18 protein-coding genes are annotated in these 23,355 nt (G+C 64.9%); 5 read left to right on the top strand and 13 right to left on the bottom strand.

Features of this window, described 5'->3' with window-relative positions; genetic code table 11:
* Positions 1-19: 19 nt before the first annotated feature.
* A complete protein-coding gene (locus RHOOR87_RS0110380; protein WP_027484973.1) occupies positions 20-1,735 on the bottom strand; it encodes a glycosyltransferase family 39 protein in 1,716 nt (571 codons plus the stop codon).
* A complete protein-coding gene (locus RHOOR87_RS0110375) occupies positions 1,732-2,757 on the bottom strand; it encodes a glycosyltransferase family 2 protein (protein ID WP_027484972.1) in 1,026 nt (341 codons plus the stop codon). The genes RHOOR87_RS0110380 and RHOOR87_RS0110375 overlap by 4 nt, the downstream gene beginning before the upstream one ends.
* A 243-nt stretch (positions 2,758-3,000) precedes the next feature.
* On the opposite strand from RHOOR87_RS0110375, the gene RHOOR87_RS0110370 reads away from it, so the two are divergent.
* A complete protein-coding gene (locus RHOOR87_RS0110370; RefSeq protein WP_027484971.1) occupies positions 3,001-5,994 on the top strand; it encodes a Tn3 family transposase in 2,994 nt (997 codons plus the stop codon).
* A gap of 297 nt (positions 5,995-6,291) precedes the next feature.
* Here RHOOR87_RS0110370 and galU read toward each other — a convergent pair whose 3' ends face one another.
* The 8 genes from galU to cmk form a co-directional block, all read right to left on the bottom strand.
* Positions 6,292-7,167, bottom strand: coding sequence for a UTP--glucose-1-phosphate uridylyltransferase GalU (gene galU / locus RHOOR87_RS0110365; RefSeq protein ID WP_007508288.1), 876 nt, complete (start codon positions 7,165-7,167; stop codon positions 6,292-6,294).
* The gene (locus RHOOR87_RS0110360) at positions 7,164-9,062 is read right to left on the bottom strand and encodes a nucleoside-diphosphate sugar epimerase/dehydratase (protein WP_015447678.1); all 1,899 of its coding nucleotides are present in this window, start codon (positions 9,060-9,062) and stop codon (positions 7,164-7,166) included. Before RHOOR87_RS0110360 ends, galU begins: the two co-directional genes overlap by 4 nt.
* Positions 9,049-10,071, bottom strand: coding sequence for a glycosyltransferase family 4 protein (locus RHOOR87_RS0110355; RefSeq protein ID WP_015447679.1), 1,023 nt, complete (start codon positions 10,069-10,071; stop codon positions 9,049-9,051). The genes RHOOR87_RS0110360 and RHOOR87_RS0110355 overlap by 14 nt, the downstream gene beginning before the upstream one ends.
* Positions 10,072-10,078: 7 nt before the next feature.
* Entirely contained in the window at positions 10,079-11,251 is a 1,173-nt protein-coding gene (gene lapB, locus RHOOR87_RS0110350) for a lipopolysaccharide assembly protein LapB (protein ID WP_015447680.1), read from the bottom strand.
* Positions 11,248-11,496, bottom strand: a complete 249-nt coding sequence (locus tag RHOOR87_RS0110345; RefSeq protein ID WP_027484970.1) for a DUF1049 domain-containing protein — start codon at positions 11,494-11,496, stop codon at positions 11,248-11,250. Before RHOOR87_RS0110345 ends, lapB begins: the two co-directional genes overlap by 4 nt.
* Positions 11,497-11,664: 168 nt before the next feature.
* Entirely contained in the window at positions 11,665-11,964 is a 300-nt protein-coding gene (locus RHOOR87_RS0110340; protein ID WP_007508279.1) for an integration host factor subunit beta, read from the bottom strand.
* Between the two features lie 77 nt (positions 11,965-12,041).
* Positions 12,042-13,715, bottom strand: coding sequence for a 30S ribosomal protein S1 (rpsA, locus tag RHOOR87_RS0110335; protein WP_007508277.1), 1,674 nt, complete (start codon positions 13,713-13,715; stop codon positions 12,042-12,044).
* 176 nt (positions 13,716-13,891) lie between these two features.
* A complete protein-coding gene (cmk, locus tag RHOOR87_RS0110330; RefSeq protein ID WP_027484969.1) occupies positions 13,892-14,572 on the bottom strand; it encodes a (d)CMP kinase in 681 nt (226 codons plus the stop codon).
* A 110-nt stretch (positions 14,573-14,682) separates the two neighbouring features.
* Between cmk and RHOOR87_RS0110325 the strand changes: the two genes are divergently transcribed.
* The 4 genes from RHOOR87_RS0110325 (at position 14,683) to ykgO (ending at position 18,394) form a co-directional block, all read left to right on the top strand.
* Positions 14,683-14,940 (top strand): acyl-CoA-binding protein, encoded by a 258-nt coding sequence (locus RHOOR87_RS0110325; RefSeq protein ID WP_015447683.1) that lies wholly within the window; start codon positions 14,683-14,685, stop codon positions 14,938-14,940.
* 87 nt (positions 14,941-15,027) lie between these two features.
* Positions 15,028-17,046, top strand: coding sequence for an NADPH-dependent 2,4-dienoyl-CoA reductase (locus tag RHOOR87_RS0110320; protein ID WP_027484968.1), 2,019 nt, complete (start codon positions 15,028-15,030; stop codon positions 17,044-17,046).
* Between the two features lie 250 nt (positions 17,047-17,296).
* Entirely contained in the window at positions 17,297-18,208 is a 912-nt protein-coding gene (locus RHOOR87_RS0110315) for a LysR family transcriptional regulator (RefSeq protein WP_027484967.1), read from the top strand.
* Positions 18,209-18,268: 60 nt separating this feature from the next.
* On the top strand, positions 18,269-18,394 hold the full coding sequence (ykgO, locus tag RHOOR87_RS19855; protein WP_007508267.1) for a type B 50S ribosomal protein L36: 126 nt from the start codon (positions 18,269-18,271) through the stop codon (positions 18,392-18,394).
* An 83-nt stretch (positions 18,395-18,477) separates the two neighbouring features.
* On the opposite strand, the gene greA is transcribed toward ykgO, so the two are convergent.
* The 3 genes from greA to carA are packed head-to-tail and all read right to left on the bottom strand — an operon-like array spanning position 18,478 to position 23,307.
* A complete protein-coding gene (gene greA / locus RHOOR87_RS0110310) occupies positions 18,478-18,954 on the bottom strand; it encodes a transcription elongation factor GreA (RefSeq protein ID WP_007508260.1) in 477 nt (158 codons plus the stop codon).
* On the bottom strand, positions 18,951-22,178 hold the full coding sequence (gene carB, locus RHOOR87_RS0110305; RefSeq protein WP_027484966.1) for a carbamoyl-phosphate synthase large subunit: 3,228 nt from the start codon (positions 22,176-22,178) through the stop codon (positions 18,951-18,953). The genes greA and carB overlap by 4 nt, the downstream gene beginning before the upstream one ends.
* A complete protein-coding gene (gene carA / locus RHOOR87_RS0110300; RefSeq protein ID WP_007508255.1) occupies positions 22,171-23,307 on the bottom strand; it encodes a glutamine-hydrolyzing carbamoyl-phosphate synthase small subunit in 1,137 nt (378 codons plus the stop codon). The genes carB and carA overlap by 8 nt, the downstream gene beginning before the upstream one ends.
* Positions 23,308-23,355: the final 48 nt, after the last annotated feature.

Below are 23,355 nucleotides of genomic sequence, written 5' to 3'. Positions count from 1 at the left end.
ACGCATCATCGGCGCCCCGTCATGGCGTCGACCGCAAGGGCGGCGCCGTTTCGTGTCGCGTGATAATGACACCGGTGGCTTCCCGGCCCAGCTCACGAAACGGCAGCCCTTCGCTGCGCAGCTGTCCCACCAGGTCGTCCGCGACCAACGCGATCGCATCGTGGCTGGCGCGCCAGCGCTGCTCGAACGTGGCGAGGTCGGCGATGTAGCCATCAGGCCGCGACGCCAAGCCGGGCGTCAGATCATCGGAATCCTGGTCGACCACGGTAACTGGCCGCCCGAGGTAGAACGGCAACGCCCGCAAATAGGCATGCACCGTGAATACTTCGGTGTGCGGTCCGAGCTCCGGTTGGATGAGGCGAGCGACCGGATCCGCGGAACGCATGTCGTTCAAGGGCTGCGATGACACTAGCGTGAGCTGCCACGCGATCAAGGTGGCCAGGGCAAGCCCATGGATGGCCGTACGGCGCCGGCCGCGATGCAACGCCCAGGTGCCCACCATCGCGGCGAGCGCCATCAGCACCAAGGCCAAAGACAAGCCGCTCAACACATCCTGCAACACGGCTTTCGGGATCGCCGTGCGCGCGGCGAGCGCGATTGCCGTGGCGGTGGCGGCACCCAGGGTCGTGAGCGTGGCGACCCACCAAAAACGGCGCACCAAGGCCTGCAGCGACAGCACCGTGGCTGCACGACCCAGCAGCAGCGCCAAAGCAGGAAACACCGGCAAAATGTAGAACGGCAGCTGGGAATGCGAGAACGAAAAGAACACGAAGACCACGCCCACCCATACCAGCAGGAAGCGTTGTGCGGGACCACCGGCACCAATGGCACGCCAACTGGTTTTGCTCCACGGCAACAGCAACGTCCAGGGAAACAGGCCGAGGAGCACGACGGGGAGAAAGAACCCAAAGACCTTGGAGCGACCGTCGGCCGAGGTCAAGAACCGCGTGAAATGCTCCCGGATGAAGAAATAGTCGAAGAAATCCGGATGCAGGCGGCATATCAAAATGAACCAAGGCGCGCACAGCACCAGCAGCACCAGTACACCGGGCACGAGGGACACGCGCCGCAGTACCCCCCAGTCACGCTGCCACAGCATGAAGATGCCCAGGATCATGCCGGGCAACACCACGCCGATGAGCCCTTTGGACAGCACCGCCAAGGCCAGCGCTGCCCACATCAGCAGATTCAGTCGCGTGCGCAGATGCCGTGCGGTCGGATCGAATTGCGCGACCAGAAAACACGCCATGCCCACGGCGAGAAACGCCGCAACCCCTATATCCAGCGTATTGATATGCGCGGCAAAGACGAACAGTAACGAGCTGCCGAGGATGACGGCCGCGTAGCCGCCCGCCTCACGACCGAAAAGCCGCGCCCCGGCCCAGCCGATCGCCACGATCGCCAGCAAACCGGTAAGCGCGCACCACAGGCGTGCGCTCCACGGATGCGCACCGAAGAGCGCATAGGCCGTCGCGCTGGCCCAGTAATGCAAGGGCGGCTTGTCGAAGAAATTGAAGCCATCCAGGCGGGGCGTGATCCAATCGCCGCTCGTGAACATCTCGTGGGCCACTTCCGCATACCGTCCCTCGTCGGGTTCGGCGAGCGCACGGCCAGCCAATCCGTAGAACCAGGCCGCGAGCCATCCGATCCCCAGTAGCACGGCGGCTGCGCTGAATCGCGCGTGCCACGCACCCGCTGGACGAACATCGTTCTGAGCCATGTGCTTGACGCTCATCGAGGGTCCTTGGTGGGAAGCGATGCGACGGCCACCGATGGCGGCGCGTCGGCGCGTGCCGTGCTGTGTAGCGGGGGCATCATCGGCACCTGACACGCCGTTTCGATCAGATAGATCGGCCGCTGTTTGACCTCGGCGTACACACGGCCGAGGTATTCGCCGACCACGCCCAATGCCAGCAGTTGTAGACCGCCCAGCACCAGGACCACGACCATCAGCGAGGGATACCCTTTGACCGGATCACCCCACAGCACGGCCTTGATGAAGGCCCCTGCGCCGTAGCTGAAAGCGCACACCGATGTGGCCACACCCACTGCCGTGGCCAGTCGCAGTGGCAAAATGGAAAACGAAGTGATGCCTTCCACTGCCAGATTGAACAGCCGCCAGTAGTTCCATTTGGTGCGACCCGCCTGGCGCGGGCTGCGCTGATACATGACCGCCGTATGGGGATAGCCGATCCAGCCGAACAGGCCCTTCATGAAACGTTGGCGCTCGCGCAACTGGCGCAGCGCGGCCACCGCACGCGCCGACATCAGGCGGAAATCACCGGTATCGTGCGGCACGTTGAACGCCGCCATGCGCGCCATCAATCGATAGAAGAGATGTGCCGTCGCTCGCTTGAACCAGCTCTCGCCTTCACGGTGTTCGCGAGTGGCGTAAACCACGTCGTAGCCATCGCGCCAGCGTGTCAGCAGGTCCGGAATGAGTTCGGGGGGATCTTGCAGATCGGCATCAATGATGACGATGGCATCGGCCTCATCCGTCACGGCGTCGAGACCCGCGGTCAGTGCGGCTTCCTTGCCGAAGTTGCGGCTCAAGCGCAGCGTGCCGATGCGCGGGTCTTGGCCCATCAGCCGGTTGAGTACGAGCCATGTGCCATCGCGACTTCCGTCATCGACATAGATCACCCGCGCATCGAGCGCCATCCCATCGAGCACGCCGACAAGACGCGCATGAAACAGGGGGAGCACTTCCGCTTCGTTGTACGCGGGCACCACAACGGTGAGGCGGATCGGGGCCACGAATATCCCTGCGCGCTATGACATCCGCGGCACAGTAGCGAGCGAGGCTCGTGCTGCCCCTCAACCATTTCTCAACTGTTCGTTAAGACACACTCGATGCGTCGATTCGCAACACTGCGAACGATTGTCGCTGGGAATAAGGCCTTGCCGAGTGAGTGAACGGGGTAGATGGCAGCACACTCTGGTCAGACACATTTTTCTGTGATGGCATACCCGCATCGACTTTCTATGGAAGAAGCCCTGATGCCTGTGAGCTACGTCACCGAGGAACAACGTGAGAGCTATGGTCGATACAACGGCCCACCTTCCAGCGATGATTTGGCGCGCTATTTCCATCTCGACGATGCAGATCGTGTGTATATCGCTCGCAGGCGCGGCCACGCGAATCGTCTAGGTATCGCGTTACAGCTCACGACACTCCGTTACCTTGGCGCGTTCCTCGATGACCCACTGGATCTTCCTTCGCTGGTGCTGTCCACCGTTGCCAAACAGTTGGGGATTACGGACACCGATCCCTCCCTCCATGGCTATCGCACGGGGGAGCTACGATGGGATCATCAGAGTGATATTCGTCGTCATTGCGGCTTTGTCGAAATCACCGAACCGTCCGTCGGCTTTCGATTGGGGCGTTGGCTGTATGCGTTGTGCTGGACGGGAACGGAGCGACCCAGCGTTCTGTTTGAGCGGGCAACGGCATGGCTCTTGACACATAAGGTGCTGCTGCCCGGTCGCAGCACGCTCGAACGGTTTGTCGCCCGTGTAAAGAGTCGCGTCGAAGAGCACCTATGGCGGCGATTGGGAACCAGCCTCTCCGATGAGCAGCGCGAACGACTGGAGCGCTTGCTGACCGTGCCGGCCGGCAGCCGAAATTCGCATCTGGATCAGCTGCGATCAGGTCCCGTCCGAGTCAGTGGCCCGTCACTCATCCAAGCGCTGACCCGGCTGCAGGTGGTCCGCGAACTCGGCATCGAGCTACCTACCGTAGCCCATCTTCCGGCCAGTCGAGTCACGGCACTGGCCCGCTTTGCGGGAGCTGCCAAAGCCAGCGCGGTTAGCCGTTTGCCCGATATTCGGCGCTTGGCCACCCTGGTAGCTTTCGTGCACTGCCTGGAAGCCACCGCGCACGACGATGCCGTCGAAGTCTTGGAAATGCTACTGCGGGACGTATTTGCCACGGCACGGAAAGAGGATCGAAAGACGCGTTTGCGCACGCTGAAAGACCTTGATCGGGCTGCCACCCTATTGGCCGATGCCTGCCAAGTGGTGTTGGACACCACACTCCCTGACAAGACGTTGCGCAAGACGCTGTTCGCCAAGGTGCCTCGTGACATCCTTGCACGGGCGCTTCAGGAAGTGAGCAACTTGGTGCGGCCACCCGACGATGTGTTTTATAGCGAACTGAGTGAGCGCTACCGACGCATTCGCCGCTTTCTGCCCTTCGTCTTGGAGAACCTTCGTTTCGGAGCAAGTCCGGCGGGTGAGGCGGTTGTTGCTGCCTATGAGTGGCTTCGTACGCACCCCGGACGATTCAAGGTCGATGACGATGTCCCTCGCGAGGTGATTCGCAAACGCTGGCAGCGCTATGCAGTACGCGAGGACGGCAGTATCGATCACCGGGCCTATACCTTCTGCGTGCTCGATGAACTGTACACGTCATTGCGCCGACGTGACGTGTTCGTCGCTCCCAGCTGGAAGTATGCCGATCCGCGCGCAGGCTTGCTCAACGGCAATGAATGGGAAACCGCGCGTCCCATCATTTGCCGCACGCTGGGTCTATCACCGACACCCTCGCCGACGCTCCTCGCGATCACCAAAGAACTGGATGACACCTATCGAGCAGTCGCTTCCCGACTGCCGGACAACCCAGCCGTGCGCTTCGAAGGAACGAACGAATTGGTCGTCAGTTCCCTCGACAAGCTCGAAGAACCCGCGTCCCTTCTGGCATTGCGCACCGCGGTCAATGCGCGTCTTCCGCGTGTGGACATCGAGGAAATTTTGCTGGAGATCGCCGCGCGTACCGGTTTCACCGATGCCTTCACGCATCTCACTGAACGCTCCGCTCGCGCCGCGGATCTCCCGATCAGTATCTGCGCCGTCTTGCTGGCCGAAGCGAGCAATACCGGATTCGAACCACTCATTCGCTCGGATATGGCCGCCCTGAAGCGGTCGCGTCTGTCGTGGGTCGACCAGAATTACTTCCGCAACGACACCATCACACCGGCCAATGCCATCTTGGTGGCGGCCCAGAACCGCTTGGTACTCGCCCAGCAGTGGGGAGGGGGAGAGGTGGCTTCGGCCGACGGCATGCGCTTCGTCGTTCCCGTGCGCACCGTCCATGCCGCCGCCAACCCGAAGTATTTTGGTCGAGAGCGCGGCGTGACTTGGTACAACCTGATCTCTGATCAGTTCAGCGGCCTCAATGACATCACCGTGCCGGGCACGTTACGCGACAGCTTGATCTTGCTGGGCGTCGTGCTGGAACAGCCGACCGAATTGCAACCGACCCAGATCATGACCGACACCGGCGCCTACAGCGATGTGGTGTTTGGATTATTCCGTCTATTGGGGTATCGATTCTGTCCGCGCTTGGCCGATGTCGGCGGCACGCGGTTTTGGCGTATTGATGCGCAGGCGGACTATGGTGATCTCAACGCCGTGGCACGCCAGCGTGTGAACATGCCATTGATCGAGCAGCAGTGGGATGACATTCTGCGGCTCGTGGGCTCGTTGAAACTGGGGTGCGTATCGGCAAACGGCATCATGCGGACCTTGCAGATTGGCGACCGTCCCACTCGCCTGGCACAAGCATTGGCGGAGTTTGGAAGGATTGAAAAAACGCTACATACGCTGACCTATATCGACGACGAAGCGAAACGACGCGGAACACTGACTCAGCTCAATCGCGGTGAAGGACGCCACAGCGTTGCGCGTGCGATCTTTCATGGAAAACGCGGCGAACTTCGGCAGCGCTACCAAGAAGGTCAGGAGGACCAGCTAGGGGCGCTGGGTCTGGTACTCAACATGGTTGTCTTGTGGAACACCATCTACATGGAGGCGGCATTGGACCAGTTACGTCAAGAAGGCTTTCCCGTACGCGATGAGGATGTCGCACGACTCTCGCCGCTAACCCACGACCACATCAACATGCTTGGACGGTATTCCTTTGCCGTGCCCGAGGCCGTAGCCCGCGGGGAGTTGCGTCCGTTACGGAATCCGGACGATGGCGAGGATGACTGACGGGGAGATGTCATCATCCGAAAAACATCTAAATCAATGTTTTTAAGTGGTAATTTTCCCTTATCCCGGTTTTCCGTTCCATTGCTCCCCGAACCCCAAGCCGGCAAAGCCGCCGCCGATCACGGCAACACGTGCGTGCGTGCTGCCCTGAAGCGGTTCCCAGGCCGGGTACGGCGTGGCGGTGGCGCGGTAGTAGGACGTAGGCGAGGGGGATTTCATGCTGCAGCGACAGGCGGCACCGGTGTCCGTGACTGGGCAAGCATATCCTTCATGCCAGGACGTCGTGGCAGCCGTGGTTCAAAGCTGGCCGAGGAACTCTCGCACGGTGGGCGCGAGTTTCGGGTCCTGCATGGCCATGTGCATGGTGGCGCGCACCAGTCCGGCCTTGTTGCCGCAATCGAAACGGGTGCCTTCGAAGCGGTAGGCCAGCACCTTGCCCTGCTCCTTCAGCAGCGCGTCGATCGCGTCGGTGAGCTGGATCTCGCCGCCGGCGCCGGGCGTGGTCTGCTCCAGCAACTGGAAGATGCGGCCGGGCAACACGTAGCGGCCGACCACGGCCAGGTTCGACGGTGCGTCGGCCGGCTTGGGTTTCTCCACCATGCTGCGGATCCGCGCGCTGCGCTCGTCGACCGGCACGGCGTCGACGATGCCGTACTTGTCGGTCTGGTCGTGGGGGACTTCCTCCACCGCGATCACGCCGGCGGCTTGCGCATCGGCGAGCTCCGCCATCTGCCGCAGCGCACCCTTGCCGGCGCCGTTCCAGATCAGGTCGTCCGGCAGGATCACGCCGAACGGCTCGTCGCCGACCACCGGCTTGGCGCACAGCACGGCGTGGCCCAGGCCGAGCGCCTCGGGCTGGGTCACGAAGATCGCCCGCACGTGCCGCGGCAGGGTGCCCTGCACCAGCGCCAGCAGTTCGGCCTTGCCCTTCTCCTGCAGCTTCGATTCCAGCTCGTAGGCCTTGTCGAAATAGTCGGCGATCGCGTGCTTGTAGCGGTTGGTGACGAAGACCAGGGTGTCGGCACCCGCATCCACCGCCTCGTCGACGGCGTACTGGATCAGCGGCTTGTCGAGCACCGGCAGCATTTCCTTGGCGACCACCTTGGTCGCCGGCAGGAAACGCGTGCCGAGTCCGGCCACGGGAAACACCACTTTGCGCAGGGGCTTGCTCACTCATTGATCTCCGGGTTGGCACGGCGGATCGACACCACGTTGTCCGGTTGCACCGTTTCGCTCCAGCGGAACGAAGGCAGCAGGCTGGACACGCAGCGCCGAAGTTCTTCCTCATTGAAAACCTCGGCCGCCTCGGCAGCCTTGTGCAGCAGGGCCTGCAGCAACTCCCACGACACCTCGCGATGTTGCGCCAGGAATATCTTGGCGTGCGCGGTGGCGCTGTAGTTTTCCAGCGGATGGAAAAGTTCCTCGAACAGCTTTTCGCCCGCGCGCAGGCCGGTGTACACGATCGGAATCTCGCTGCCGGGCTTCTTGCCGGCGAGGCGGATCATCTGCTCGGCCAGATCGCGGATCTTCACCGGCTCGCCCATGTCGAGCGCGAAGATCTCGCCGCCCTTGCCGATGCTGGCGGTCTGCAGGATCAGCTGGCAGGCTTCGGGGATCGTCATGAAGTAGCGCGATATTTCCGGGTGCGTCACGGTGACCGGGCCGCCGTCGCGGATCTGCCGGCGGAACAGCGGCACCACGGAGCCGGCTGAATCCAGCACGTTGCCGAAACGCACCGTCATGAAGCGGGTGGCGGCATGTGCGTCGAGGTTCTGGCAGTAGATCTCGGCAATGCGCTTGCAGGCGCCCATCACGCTGGTCGGGTTGACCGCCTTGTCGGTGGAAATCAGCACGAAACACTCGACCCCGGCTTCGCAGGCTGCATCGGCCACCGTGCGCGTGCCCAGCGCATTGTTGCGAAACGCCGCGCGAAGCTGGTTCTGCAACAGCGGCACATGCTTGTAGGCGGCGGCATGGAACACCACCTGCGGCCGGACGTCCGCAAATGCCTTGCGCATGGCGACCTGGTCGCCGCAGTTGGCCAGGATGCCGTCGAAGATCAGTTCGGGAAAATCCGCGCGCAGCTCCTGGCTGATCCGGTACAGGTTGTATTCGCTCTGCTCGATCACGGTAAGCGACTGCGCGCCCAGCCGGGCGACCTGGCGGCACAGTTCCGAGCCGATCGAGCCGCCGCCGCCGGTGACCAGCACGCACTTGCCGCTCAGCGTTTCGCGGATCGCGGTCCAGTCCAGCTCCACCGTGTCGCGACCGAGCAGGTCCTCGATCGCCACTTCCTTGATCTGGTTGAACTGGGCGCGGCCAGCCACCACGTCCTCCAGCCGCGGCACCGTCCGGTACGGCAGGCCGGTGGCGTCGCACAGCGAAACCACCCGCCGCATCTCGCTCGTCGACGCACCGGGCAGCGCGATCAGCAGCATGTCGATCGCCACTTCGCGGGCTACCTCGGGCAACTGGTCGAGTTGCCCCAGCATCGGGTGGCCGTTGATGCTGGCGCCGCGCAGGCTGGGCTTGTCGTCGACGAAGCCGACCACGGCATAGCGGTTGTCGCGGTGCAGGTCGCGCGAAAGCACTTCACCGGCGCGATCGGCGCCGACGATCAGCACGCGCTTCGCAACCTGGTTCTGCAGCAGGTCGTTGCGGCTGTCTTTCCAGTAGCGGTAGGCCAGACGCGGTACGCCGAGCAACGCGGCGAGCAGCAGCGGGTAAAGCGCCAGCACCGAACGCGGTACGCCCTCCAGCCGGTCATACAGGAACAGCGACACGCCGACGAACAGCGAACCGATCACGACCGCGCGCGCGATGTTCCACAGGTCCGGCAGGCTGGCGAAACGCCAGACGCTCTTGTACAACCCGGTCCAGCGGAAGATCAGCCCCTGCACCAGCAGCACGATCGGAAACTCGAGTATCCCGAAACTGACGACCTCGTCCGGTTTCAGCGCATACCTCAGCAGTTTGGCGATCCACCATGCGAGCACGGCCATGGCCAGGTCGTGCAACACGACGGCGATACGCGGGTGGATGAAGCCGACGAGCTTACGCAGCGACATGGGAGGCCTTGGGCAGATGGCGTCGCAGGCAGCGACGTTTCAGCGCCAGCCAAGTGGCCGCCGCTCCAAGATAGACGGCTATGGTAATCGGCAGCGCCATGCGCAGATGACTCCAGGCCAACCAGGCCGAGGGTGCCGCGACCAGCAGGTTCCAGCCCATATAGGCCATGTCCGTCCGTGCATGCGTTCCTCCGCGGCGCACCAGCCACTGGTAGAGGTGTTCGCGATGGGCAGTGTACCAGCGCCGCCCGCGCCACATGCGGGTCAGCAGGGTCAGGCTGGCATCCACCACGAAGGCGGACGACAGGATCAGCGCCGGCCACAGCGCCCCCGGCGCGACCCGCCACAGCATCGCGCTGAACGCAAAGACCAGCAGGCCTGTGCTGCCGCTGCCGACGTCGCCCATGAAGATTCGTGCGGGTGGCCGGTTGAAGCACCAGAAGCCCAGTGCCGATGCCGCGAAGACCGCCGCCGCGGCGGCCAGCGCAGGTTGCTCCGCTGCCCCCGCCAGCCAGGCCAGGCCTGCGCCCACGAAGACCGCCTGCTGTGCCAGCAGCCCGTCGATGCCATCCATGAAATTGTGCAGGTTGATGCTCCAGACACCGCCGACCAGCAACAGCGGTATCCACCATCCTGACAAGCCGGTGGCCAGCAGCCCCAGCGAGAACAGGCCGGCCGCGAGCAGTTGGGCGCCCAGCCGCGGCAGTATCGGCAGCGAGCGGTGGTCGTCCCACCAGCCGGCCAGCGCCACCAGCACCAGTGCGGCGAGCAGGCTCGCGGTCACGCTTGCTGGCCAATCCGCCGGCGCATGCCACAGCACGCCCGGCAGGCAGGCCAGCATCGCCACGACGATGCCGATGCCGCCGCCGCGCGGGGTCGGCAGCCGATGCGAACGGCGTTGCCCGGGCTGGTCCAGCATGCCGCGCCGCTGCGCATAGCCAATCGCGCCGCGCACCAGCAGCAAGGTGATCGACAAGCTGGCCAGCAACCATCCGGTGGTCAGGTACATGCTCCGCTCACTCGCTGGCGACACCGTGGATCGGCCGGATCGTGCTCCAGCTCTTGCAGCTGGGGCACTGCCAGTGATGGGCCTTGGCGCCGAAGCCGCAGCGGCTGCAGCGATACATCGCCTGGCCTTCCAGCAGCTTGCGGGTCAGGTCGCGCAGGATCAGGAAATTCTCGCGCGCCTCGCCTTCGATCTTGTCCATGGTGGCGTCGATCAGCGCCATCAACCCGCGCACCGACGGCCGCTGGCGCAATTGGGCGGTCAAGAAGTCGACCGCTGCCCGCTCGCCGTCGCGCTGCCGATACAGGTGGGTCAGCGCCAACACCGGCGAGACGCCGTGGTAGCGCCCGAGCATGTCGTGCAGGAAATGTTCGGCGCGCTCCATCTGCTGCGAGCGGGCATAGCTGTTGAGCAGCGGCGGCAGAATGTCCGGAGTGAAGGCGATATCGGCCTTGATCGCCGCCTCGTAGGCCGTTACCGCCTCCGCATGCTGGCCGTCCTCGGACAGCATGCGGCCGGTCAGCATGAAGGCACGCACGCAGCCGGGCTGGCACTCGAACGCCTGGCGCAGGTAGTCGCGCGCTTCGGCGCGGGCGCCGTGCTGGCGCGAGCGGTCGGCCAGCTCGCAGTAGAACTGGGCGATCATCGGTGCCTCGTCCTCGCCGGTCATCACCTCCAGCCGGCGCGCGTGCTCGATCGCCTTGTGCCAGTCGCGTTCGTGCTGGTAGATCGCGATCAGGTGGCGCAGCGCCGACGGTGCATGCGCATCCATCGCCACCAGGTCGGAGAACAGTGCCTCGGCGCGATCCAGCAGGCCGGCACGCATGTAGTCCTCGCCCAGTTCCAGCAAGGCCACCGTCTTCATCGCGTCGGTCAGGCCCGGTCGCGAGACCAGGTGCTGATGCAGCCGGATGGCCCGGTCCACCTCGCCGCGGCGGCGAAACAGGTTACCCAGTGCCAGGTGGGTCTCGACCGTGTCGCGGTTGTACTCGGCCAACTTGAGGAAGACCTCGATCGCCTTGTCCTGCTCCTCGTTGAGCAGGTAGTTCAGGCCGCGGAAATAGTCCGAGGACAGCTCGCTGACCTCGGCGCCGGAACGGCGTGCACCGGCCTGGCGGGAGGCCCACCAGCCCAGCACGAATGCAGCTGGCACCAGCGGAACCAGCACATACAGGAAATTCATGGCCGGGCCGGCAGCTTCTTGTCGGCACGCGGTTGCCGGCGATGCCGGCGCATGCTCACGCCGAGCCAGGCGGTGAGCCCGCCCAGCAGCCAGCCGATCACCAGCGCGCCCAGCAAGGCCGCGCCCTTGGGCAGTTGCATCCGGACGAACGCGAGGTCGTAGCCGACCAGGTCGGCATTGAGTGCGCCAAGCACGATGCCGGCGGCGATGAAGATCACGAGGACGATGATGGCGAGCAGTCGCATGGCCGAGACTTTACCCGATTGCTCGTGACAGGCACAGGCAGCGTGGGTGGTCCAAGCGGCAACGATTCATGGCGGCCCGGTGGCCGCACGACGGCGCGCAGCAAAAAAGGCAGGACCGCCCTGCATCGCCTGCCTTCGGTCGATCTTTCCTGAGTGGTGGCCGGGATGTCAGGCGATTTTCTGCTCCAGATCCTGGTTGACGCGCTCGCGCAATTCCTTGCCCGGCTTGAAGTGCGGAACGTGCTTGCCGGGCAGCGCCACGGCCTCGCCCGTCTTGGGGTTGCGCCCCATCCGCGGCGGCCGGTAGTGCAATGCGAAGCTGCCGAAGCCACGCACCTCGATGCGTTCGCCATGGGCCAGGGCGTGGCTCATCTGCTCGATGACGCTCTTGACGGCCATCTCGACGTCCGCAAACGCAAGATGGGTCTGGCGCCTGGCGAGCGCCTCGATCAATTCGGATTTAGTCATGGGCCCCAATGTCCGTGACATGAAACGACGGGGCGGCGGCGACAAACTGCCGCCCCGTGTCAGGCTGCTGCAGGCGATCAGTCGGCCTTGTTGAACTGCTCCTTGAGCAGCGCACCAAGCTTGGTCGTGCCGCTGGCCGCGGACGAGTAATCCACCGACGTGTCGGGCGCGTCTTCCTCGTCCTTGGCGCGGATCGAGAGCGCCAGCTGGCGACCCTTGCGATCCATACCGGTGAACTTGGCCTCGACCTTGTCGCCCACCTTCAGGTGCTGGGTGGCATCGTCGATGCGCTCCTTGGCGATGTCGTTGGCGCGCAGGTAACCCTCCACGCCTTCGCCCAGGTCGATCACCGCACCCTTCGCATCGACTTCCTTCACGGTGCCGTTGACGATGCTGCCGCGCGGATTCGCCGCCATGAACTGGCCGAACGGATCCTGCTCCATCTGCTTGATGCCGAGCGAGATGCGCTCGCGCTCCGGATCCACCGCCAGCACCACAGCCTCGATCTCGTCGCCCTTCTTGAAGTTGCGCACGAGGTCTTCGCCGGACATCTGCCAGGAGATGTCGGACAGGTGCACCAGACCGTCGATGCCGCCGTCCAGGCCGATGAACACGCCGAAATCGGTGATCGACTTGATCTGGCCGGAGACCTTGTCGCCCTTCTTGTGCATGGCGGCGAACGCTTCCCACGGATTGGAACGCGTCTGCTTGATGCCCAGCGAGATGCGGCGACGCTCTTCATCCACGTCCAGCACCATCACTTCGGTCTCGTCGCCGACCTGCACCACCTTGGCCGGGTTGACGTTCTTGTTGGTCCAGTCCATCTCGGACACGTGCACCAGGCCTTCCACGCCCGGCTCGATCTCGACGAAGCAGCCGTAGTCGGTGACGTTGGAGACCTTGCCGAACAGGCGGCTGCCGACCGGGTAGCGACGGGCGATGGCGACCCACGGGTCGTCGCCAAGCTGCTTCAGGCCCAGCGAAACGCGGTTGCGCTCCTTGTCGTATTTCAGCACGCGCACGTCCAGCTCGTCGCCGACGTTGACCACCTCGGACGGATGACGCACACGCTTCCACGCCATGTCGGTGATGTGCAGCAGGCCGTCGATGCCGCCCAGGTCCACGAACGCGCCGTAGTCGGTGAGGTTCTTGACCGTGCCCTTGACCACCGCGCCCTCGGTCAGGCGCTCCAGCAGCTTCTCGCGCTCCTCGGAGAACTCGGTCTCGACGACGGCGCGGCGGCTGACCACCACGTTGTTGCGCTTGCGGTCCAGCTTGATGATCTTGAACTCGAGTTCCTTGCCCTCGAGGTAGGTCGGCTCGCGCACCGGGCGCACGTCGACCAGCGAACCCGGCAGGAACGCGCGGACGTCCTTGATGTCGACGGTGAAGCCACCCTTGACCTTGCCGGAGATCATGCCCTTGATCGTCTCTTCCTTGTCGAACGCCTGTTCCAGGTCGTCCCACACCATCGAGCGCTTGGCCTTCTCGCGCGACAGCTTGGTCTCGCCGAAACCGTCTTCCAAAGCTTCGAGGGCTACCTTCACCTCGTCGCCTACCTGCACCTCCAACACGCCGTCCTCGCTCTTGAACTGCTCGATCGGGACGATGCCTTCGCTCTTCAGGCCGGCATTGATCACGACGACGTCGTTGCGGATTTCCACAACGATGCCGGTGACGATGGCGCCGGGCTTCAGCTTGGAGATGGCCTGTTGGCTCTGTTCAAACAGTTCGGCAAAACTTTCAGTCATGTTGATTCCATAGTGGGAAAAGACCGTGATCCGTTGCGCCTGGTTGGGTGTTGCGCACGAACTTTCCGGTCCACCGGTTGAGGGTGCCTTCGGGTGGTTGCACAGAACCGACCGTCGTCACCATTGGCCAAAACCCCCTGCCGCGGCAGGGGCACAGAAACCGCCGCGCAACCCGCTCAGGACTGCACGACGGCAAGTACTTTCGCGACGACCTCGTCGATGCCCATCCCGGTGGTATCCACCAGCACGGCATCCTCGGCAGGCTTGAGCGGCGCAACCGCCCGCGATGCATCGCGGCTGTCACGCGCCTCAATTTCTCGCTGAAGGCCGGTAAGTGTAACGCTGAGTCCCTTTTCCTTCAACTGCTTATAGCGCCTTTTCGCCCGCTCGGCGGCGCTCGCGGTGAGGAAAACCTTGTGCACGGCATCCGGGAAGATCACCGTGCCCATGTCGCGCCCGTCGGCGACCAGGCCGGGCGCCTTGCGGAAGCCCAGTTGCAGCGCCACCAGCGCCTCGCGCACCGACGGCATCGAGGCGATCGCCGAGGCCGCCGCCCCGGCGGTCTCGGTGCGCAGCTCGTCAGTGGCGTCGTGTCCGTTGACGATCACCCGGGTCTCGCCGCCGTCGCTGGCAGCGCGGAACTGGATCTTCGTGCCCTGCGCGCAGCGGGTCACCGCCTCCACGTCCGACAAGTCCAGCCCGGCCATGCCGGCGGCGTAGCCCACGGCGCGGTACAGCGCGCCGGAATCCAGCAGCCGCCAGCCCAGCCGTTCGGCCACCAAGGCGCTGACGGTGCCCTTGCCCGACCCCGACGGCCCGTCGATCGTGAGTACGGGTACGACGGGAGCATGGCTCATGGAAGGACCCTGGCTGAATGGCTAAGGCCGGAAGTTTACCGCGTTGACCCCACCGGGGACGCGTGCTATCTAGCCGATCTCCTTGTCTGCAGCCCTGTCCGAACCGCCTTATGACCGACCTTCGCCGCGAGTTCGAGCAGGCTGCCAAGGACATCCGGCAATTGGCCCGGCGCCCCGACAACGACACCTTGCTGAAGCTCTACGCGCTCTACAAGCAGGGCTCGGAGGGTGACCTCAAGCGCGTCCAGCCCGGTTTCTTCGACTTCGTCGGCACAGCCAAGCACGAGGCCTGGGCGCAGCTGAACGGCGTCTCCGAAGAAGAAGCCATGCGCCGCTACATTGCGCTGGTTTACCAATTGCTGGCCTGATCCGGGCTGCCGTACTCACGAGAGGCTTGCTTTCAAACGCCGAACACCGGCACATTCATACGATCGTTTGAGCCTCGTGTGGATCGCATGCATTACCCGAACCTGTTCGCCCCGCTCGATCTGGGCCATGTCACCCTGCCCAACCGTATCCTGATGGGCTCGATGCACACCGGGCTGGAAGACAAGGCCAGCGACTACGACAAGCTGGCTGCGTACTTCGCCGAGCGCGCCCGCGGCGGCGTCGGGCTGATGGTCACCGGCGGCATCTCGCCCAGCATCGAAGGCTGGCTGAAGCCGTTCGGCGGCCGGCTCACCCTGCCTTGGCACAAGCCACGCCATCGCAAGCTGACCCGCGCCGTGCACGCTGCAGGCGGGCGCATCTGCCTGCAGATCCTGCATGCCGGCCGCTACGGCTACCACCCGTTGTCGGTGGCGCCATCGAGGATCAAGTCTCCGATCACTCCATTCACGCCACGGGCGCTCACCGCACGCGGCGTGGAGCGCACCATCGGCGACTTCGTGCACTGTGCGCGGCTGGCGCAGGATGCCGGCTACGACGGCGTCGAGGTGATGGGCTCGGAAGGCTACCTGATCAACGAGTTCATTGCCGCGCGTACCAACCGGCGCGACGATGCCTGGGGCGGCGACGCGACGCGGCGCATGCGCTTTCCGGTCGAGATCGTGCGCCGCACGCGCGCGGCGGTCGGCCGCGACTTCATCATCATCTACCGGCTGTCGATGCTCGACCTGGTCGAGGGCGGCCAGGACTGGAGCGAGGTCGCCACCCTGGCCAGGGCGATCGAGGCCGCCGGCGCCAGCATCATCAACACCGGCATCGGCTGGCACGAGGCGCGCGTGCCGACCATCGTCACCAGCGTGCCGCGCGCCGGCTTCGCCTGGGTCACGCAGAAGCTCAAGGGCGAGGTGTCGATCCCGCTGGTCGCCACCAACCGGATCAACATGCCGGACGTGGCCGAGCGCATCCTCGCCGATGGCGAAGCCGACATGATCTCGATGGCGCGCCCGCTGCTGGCCGACCCGGCATGGGCGAACAAGGCGAAGGCCGGGCGCAGCGAACGCATCAACACCTGCATCGCCTGCAACCAGGCCTGCCTCGACCACGTGTTTCAGAACAAGCGCGCCAGCTGCCTGGTCAACCCGCGCGCCTGCCACGAGACCGAGCTGAAGGTCGAACCGGCCAGCGTGCGCAAGCGCATCGCCGTGGTCGGTGCAGGCCCGGCCGGCATGGCCTGCGCCGCCACGCTGGGCGAGCGCGGCCATGCCGTGGTCCTGATCGACCAGGCCAGCGAGATCGGCGGCCAGTTCAACTACGCCAAGCAGATTCCGGGCAAGGAAGAGTTCCACGAAACGCTGCGCTATTTCCGCCACCAGCTGGACGACACGGGCGTCGACGTCCGCCTCGGCCAGGTTGCGGATGCCGCCTCGCTGCGCGCCGGCGGCTATGACGAAGTGGTGATCGCCACCGGCATCACGCCGCGCCAGGCGAGCTTTCCCGGCAGCGACGACCCGCGCGTGCTGGGCTATCTCGATGTGCTGGCCCGGCATCAGCCGGTAGGCGCCAGGGTGGCGATCATCGGCGCCGGCGGCATCGGTTTCGACGTAGCCGAGTTCCTGGTCGAACATGCGCCCTCGCCCACCACCGACGTGGCCCGCTGGACCCGCGAATGGGGAGTGGACATGCAGCTGCAGCAGCGCAGCGGCCTGCAGCCGCCACAGCCGGAAGCGCCGGCGCGGCAAGTCTGGCTGCTCCAGCGCAGCGAGGGTCGCCCCGGCGCGCGGCTCAACAAGACGACCGGCTGGGTACATCGGGCCACGCTCAAGGCGAAACGGGTGACCATGCTGGGCAATGTCGGCTATGAACGTTTCGATGACCTGGGCCTGCACATCACCGTCGACGGCAAGCCACAGATCCTGCCGGTCGAGCACGTAGTGGTCTGCGCCGGCCAGCTGCCGAACCGCCGGCTGGCCGACGAACTGATCGCCGCCGGCATGAAGGTGCACGTGATCGGCGGCGCCGACGTGGCCGCCGAGCTGGATGCCAAGCGCGCCATCGCCCAGGGCACCCGCGTGGCCAGCGCAATCTAGACGCCGGTACGCCGACACCGCTGCCCGATGGCAGCGGTGTCGGTCATCCAAAAGAAAGCGCCCCGCAGGGAAGACGCATCGACATGGGCTCAGGGGGGGAGTTGAACCAGATGTCGTATTTAGCGTCGCTGCGGGGCGAGGGCCGCCGCCACCAGGGGGGAGGGGAAGTGGCGGGACGGAAGTGATTTTATGATCGACGGAATAAAGTATCTAATATATATTTAGGCCGTTATTGATTTCGAATCACTATATGTTTGACCTTCGCCAGCTGCGCTACTTCATCGCCGTCGCGGAAGAGCTGAGTTTCACCCGCGCTGCGCTGCGTCTGCATCTCTCCCAGCCGCCCCTGTCGCAACAGATCCAGTCGCTGGAACGGGATCTGGGCGTGCGCCTGCTGGAGCGCACCAAACGCAGTGTGACGCTGACCGAGCCCGGTCGGGTGTTCCTGGAGCAGGCACGACAGATCCTGGCCAAGGTGGACGAGGCGCGTAGCCAGACGGTGGCCGCCGCCGCGGGTTACAGCGGCCAGTTGCGGCTGGCCTATACCGTCTCGGTCTCGTTCCATCCGGCCATGCCGCAAACCTTGCTGCGTTTTGGCCAGATCGCTCCCGACGTGCGCCTGCAACTCAGCGAGATGTACACCGAGCCGCAGTTCGCGGCCCTGCTCGCCGGCAAGATCGACGTCGGCTTTGTCCGTGACGAGCCGTTGCAGGCGCAGTACACCCGCGACCTGCGCTGCAGCGTGATCGATCGCGAACCCCTGCTGCTTGCGTTGCCTGCCGGCCATCCGCTGGCTGGCCGCAGCAGCCTGCGTCTGGCCGAAGTGGCCGGCGACGCGTTCGTGTCGCAACCGCGTGAGCTCGCTGCCACGCTTTACGACCGGCTGGTGAAACTGGCGACGCGGGCCGGTTTCCAGCCGTCGATCACCCAGCATGCCCAGCAGATCAACGGCCTGCTGGCCCTGGTTGCCGCCGGGCTGGGGCTGGCGCTGGTGCCGGCCAGCATGCGCACCGTGCGCCTGGCCGGGATCTGCTACGTGCCGCTGGAGGACCCCGATGCCTTTCTGTTGCTGGCCGTGGCCTGTCGGGCCAGCGATCAGTCCCCCGCCCTGCAGCAATTCCTGGCCACGGTGGCGCAGACGGCCGTCGCGTCGGACTTGTGACAAACCATGTGGCTCGCTATACTTACCGCTTACATTTTAGTCTAGTGTCAGGAGCTGGCCGTGAAGGTGCTTAACTCTTTGAAGTCCGCCAAGGCGCGGCATCGCGACTGCAAGGTTGTGCGCCGTCGCGGCAAGGTATTCGTGATCTGCAAGAGCAACCCCCGTTTCAAGGCTCGCCAGCGCTGAGTGCAGTCTGACGATGCCACGAAAAAGGCCGCGCAAGCGGCCTTTTTCGTGGGTGTTCCTGCGGCCTGCGGCGGCGCAAGCCGTCACTCGTAACGGACGTCGATGATCTCGTAGTGCTTGACGCCGTTCGGTGCGGTGAACTCGAAGCTGTCGCCGGCGCTCTTGCCGATCAGCGCGCGGGCGATCGGGGAGGACACCGCAATCAGCCGTTGCTTGATGTCCGCCTCCAGGTCGCCGACGATCTGGTAGGTCACCAGGGTACCGGAGTCCTCGTCCTCCAGATCCACGGTGGCGCCAAACACCACGCGGTTGCCCGGGTTGAGTCGGGCGACGTCGATGACCTCGGCGGTCGACAGCAAGGCCTCCAGTTGGGCGATGCGGCCCTCGGTGAAGCTCTGCAGTTCGCGCGCCGCGTGGTACTCCGCGTTCTCCTTGAGGTCGCCGTGGGCGCGGGCCTCGGCAATCGCCGCGATGATGCGCGGACGCTCGACCGATTTCAGCCGCTCCAGTTCCGCGCGCAGGCGCTCGGAGCCGGTCTTGGTGATGGGAGCGCGACTCATGCGCTGAGCTCCTTGTGCAGTTCCTGCAGGCTGTGTACTTCACCGTCGCCGTGAAAGTCCAGCGAATGCACGAGCGCGCGGGCACCAGCCACCGTGGTGGAATAGGTGACGCGATGCTGCAGCGCCTCGCGCCGGATCGAGAACGAATCGGCGATCGCCTGCTTGCCCTCGGTAGTGTTGACGATATAGACGATCTCGCCGTTCTTGATCAGGTCAACGATGTGCGGACGCCCCTCGAGCACCTTGTTGATCCGCTCGCAGGCCACGCCGTGCCCAGTCAGGTAGCTGGCGGTACCGGCGGTTGCCACCAGGTTGAAGCCGCGTGCAATGATCTCGCGAGCCACCGGCAACAGGCGATCCTTGTCGCCGTCGCGCACCGACAGGAACGCCTTGCCGACCGTCGGCGCCTTGATCCCGGCCGCTTCGTGGCCACGCGCGAACGCCGCGCCGAAACTGCGCCCCACGCCCATCACCTCGCCGGTCGAACGCATCTCCGGGCCAAGGATCGGGTCGACGTTCTGGAACTTCAGGAACGGGAAGATCGCCTCCTTCACTGAGTAGTACGCCGGGATCACCTCGCGCGTCGCGCCCAGGCTGATCAGCGAACGCCCGGCCATCACACGGGCGGCGATCTTGGCCAGCGGCACGCCGGTGGCCTTGGACACGAACGGCACCGTGCGCGATGCGCGCGGATTCACTTCCAGGATATAGACGGTGTCGCCCTGGATCGCGAACTGCGTGTTCATCAGGCCGATGACCTTCAGCTCTTTCGCCATCGCGCTGACCTGGCGGCGCATCTCGTTCTGGATCGATGCGTTCAGCGAATACGGCGGCAGCGAGCAGGACGAATCACCCGAATGCACGCCGGCCTCCTCGATGTGTTCCATGATGCCACCGATCAGCACGGTGCCTTCGGCATCGGCGATCACGTCCACGTCGACCTCGACCGCGTGGTCGAGGAAACGGTCCAGCAGCACCGGCGAATCGTTCGATACCTTCACCGCATCGCGGATGTAGCGCGACAGGTCGGCGTCGTCATGCACCACTTCCATCGCGCGGCCGCCGAGCACGTAGCTCGGCCGTACCACCAGCGGATAGCCGATCTCGCGGGCCAACGCCAGCGCCTCGTCGGCGTTGCGCGCGGTGCGGTTCGGCGGCTGCTTCAGGCCGATCTTCTCGATCATGTGCTGGAAGCGCTCGCGGTCCTCGGCCAGGTCGATCGAGTCGGGGCTGGTGCCGATGATCGGCACGCCGGCCGCTTCCAAGGCGCGCGCCAGCTTCAGCGGGGTCTGCCCGCCGTACTGCACGATCACGCCCTTCGGCTTCTCGACGTGGACGATTTCCAGCACGTCCTCCAGCGTCAGCGGTTCGAAGTACAAGCGGTCGGAGGTGTCGTAATCGGTCGACACCGTCTCCGGGTTGCAGTTGACCATGATGGTTTCGTAGCCATCCTCGCGCAGCGCCAGCGAGGCATGCACGCAGCAATAGTCGAACTCGATGCCCTGTCCGATCCGGTTCGGGCCGCCGCCGAGCACGATGATCTTGTCGCGACCGGTCGGCGCCGCTTCGCATTCTTCCTCGTAGGTCGAATACATGTAGGCGGTGCTGGTGGCGAACTCGGCCGCGCAGGAATCCACCCGCTTGTACACTGGGCGCACGCCCAGGGTGTGGCGCAGGTGACGCACGGCGGCTTCGTCGGTACCGATCAGCTCGGCAATGCGCGCGTCGGCGAAGCCGAGCCGCTTGAGCTCGCGCAGGCGCGGCGCATCAAGCGCGGTGATGCCCTGCCGGGTGATCTCCGCTTCAGTCAGCACGATGTCCTCAAACGCGGCAAGGAACCACGGATCGACCCGGCTGAGGTTGAACACTTCCTCCAGCGACAGCCCGGCGCGGAACGCATCGGCCAGATGGAACACGCGATCGGGGCGCGGCTCGCGCAATTCCCGCTTGAGCACGGCCAGCCCGTCGTCGGTGCCGAGGTCCAGGCCGGTGGGATTGAGGCCGGTCTTGCCGATCTCCAGCCCGCGCAAGGCCTTCTGCAACGACTCGTGGAAGCTGCGGCCGATCGCCATCACCTCGCCGACCGACTTCATCTGCGTGGTCAGGCGCGCATCGGCCGCCGGGAACTTCTCGAAGGCGAAACGCGGGATCTTGGTGACCACGTAGTCGATCGACGGCTCGAACGAGGCCGGCGTCAGGCCGCCGGTGATGTCGTTCTTCAGTTCGTCCAGCGTGTAGCCCACCGCCAGCTTGGCGGCGACCTTGGCGATCGGGAAGCCGGTCGCCTTCGACGCCAGCGCGGACGAGCGCGACACGCGCGGGTTCATCTCGATCACCACCACGCGGCCGTCGACGGGGTTGACGCCGAACTGCACGTTGGAGCCGCCGGTGTCCACGCCGATCTTGCGCAGCACCGCGATGCTCGCGTCGCGCAGGCGCTGGTACTCCTTGTCGGTGAGCGTCTGCGCCGGCGCCACGGTGATCGAGTCGCCGGTGTGCACGCCCATCGGATCGAGGTTCTCGATGGCGCAGATGATGATGCAGTTGTCCGCGGTGTCGCGGACCACTTCCATCTCGAACTCCTTCCAGCCAAGCACCGATTCGTCGATCAGCACTTCGTGGGTGGGCGACATTTCCAGGCCGCGCTTGACGATGAGCTCGAACTCTTCCTTGTTGTAGGCGATGCCGCCGCCGGTGCCGCCCAGCGTGAAGCTGGGCCGAATGATCACCGGAAACCCGAGCCTGGCCTGGATCTCCACGGCGTGCTCGAAACTCTTGGCCACGTCGGATTTGGGGCTTTCCAGCCCGATCTCGGTCATCGCCTGTTTGAACAGTTCGCGATCCTCGGCCATGCGGATGGCTTCGCGCCTGGCGCCGATCAGTTCGACCTGGTACTTCTCCAGCACGCCGTGGTCGGCCAGGTCCAGCGCGCAATTCAGCGCGGTCTGGCCGCCCATCGTCGGCAGCACCGCATCCGGGCGCTCCTTGGCGATGATGCGCTCCACCGTCTGCCAGTTGATCGGCTCGATGTACACCGCGTCGGCGGTCTCCGGATCGGTCATGATCGTGGCCGGGTTGGAGTTCACCAGGATCACCCGGAAACCCTCTTCCTTCAGCGCCTTGCAGGCCTGCGCGCCGGAGTAGTCGAACTCGCAGGCCTGGCCGATCACGATCGGGCCGGCGCCGATGATGAGGATGCTCTTGATATCGGTGCGCTTAGGCATGCGTGCGGGCCTCCTGCATCAGTGCGGCGAAACGTTTGAACAGATAGCCGATGTCGAGCGGGCCCGGGCTCGCTTCGGGATGGCCCTGGAAGCAGAACGCCGGCCGGTCGGTCAGTGCGAAGCCCTGCAGCGAACCGTCGAACAGCGAGGTGTGGGTAAGCCGCACGTTTGCCGGCAGCGTGGCCGGATCCACCGCGAAGCCGTGGTTCTGGCTGGTGATCAGCACGCGGCCGTCGTCCAGATCCTTCACCGGGTGATTGGCGCCGTGATGGCCGAACTTCATCTTCAGCGTCTTGCCACCCAGCGCCAGGCCCATCAGCTGATGGCCGAGGCAGATGCCGAAGAGCGGAATCTTCGCGTCGAGGAATTGCCGGGTCGCCGCGATGGCGTAATCGCACGCCGCCGGATCGCCGGGGCCGTTGGACAGGAACACGCCGTCGGGCTGCATGGCGAGCACTTCGGCGGCGGGCGTCTGCGCCGGCACCACGGTGACCTCGCAACCCTGCTCGGCCAGCAGGCGCAGGATGTTGAGCTTGGTGCCGAAGTCGTAGGCGACCACCTTGAAGCGCGTCGCGGGCTGGTTGAACGCGGTGCGGTCGAGGTCGTACACGCCCTGCTTCCACACGTACGGCCTGGCGGTACTGACCACCTTGGCCAGATCCATGCCGTTCAGGCCGGGGAACGCGCGCGCCTTGGCCAGCGCCGTTTCCGCGTCAACCTGCTCGCCCGCCACGATGCAGCCGGCGAGCGCGCCCTTGTCGCGCAGGATGCGGGTCAGTCGACGGGTGTCGATGCCGGCGATCGCGACCGTGCCGTGGCGCCTCAGGTAATCGGGCAAGCTCTCGGTGCTGCGCCAGCTGCTGGCGCGGCGCGGCACGTCGCGCACGATCAGTCCGGCCGCATGCACCGCGGTGGACTCGACGTCCTCGGCGTTGACGCCGGTGTTGCCGATGTGCGGATAGGTCAGCGTGACGATCTGGCGTGCGTAGGAAGGATCGGTGAGGATTTCCTGGTAGCCGGTCATCGCCGTGTTGAAAACCACCTCGCCGACGGTCTCGCCGACAGCGCCGACGGCGTAACCATGGAACAGGCTACCGTCTTCGAGGGCCAGCAGGGCAGGAATAGGCATCGGGGTAACCGCCTTTTGGATGCAGCAAAATCCGCAAGCCGCAGTATT

This window comes from Rhodanobacter sp. OR87, from assembly GCF_000473345.1.
GTDB classification, from domain to species: domain Bacteria; phylum Pseudomonadota; class Gammaproteobacteria; order Xanthomonadales; family Rhodanobacteraceae; genus Rhodanobacter; species Rhodanobacter denitrificans.
This window is presented reverse-complemented; position numbering and strand designations above follow the sequence as displayed.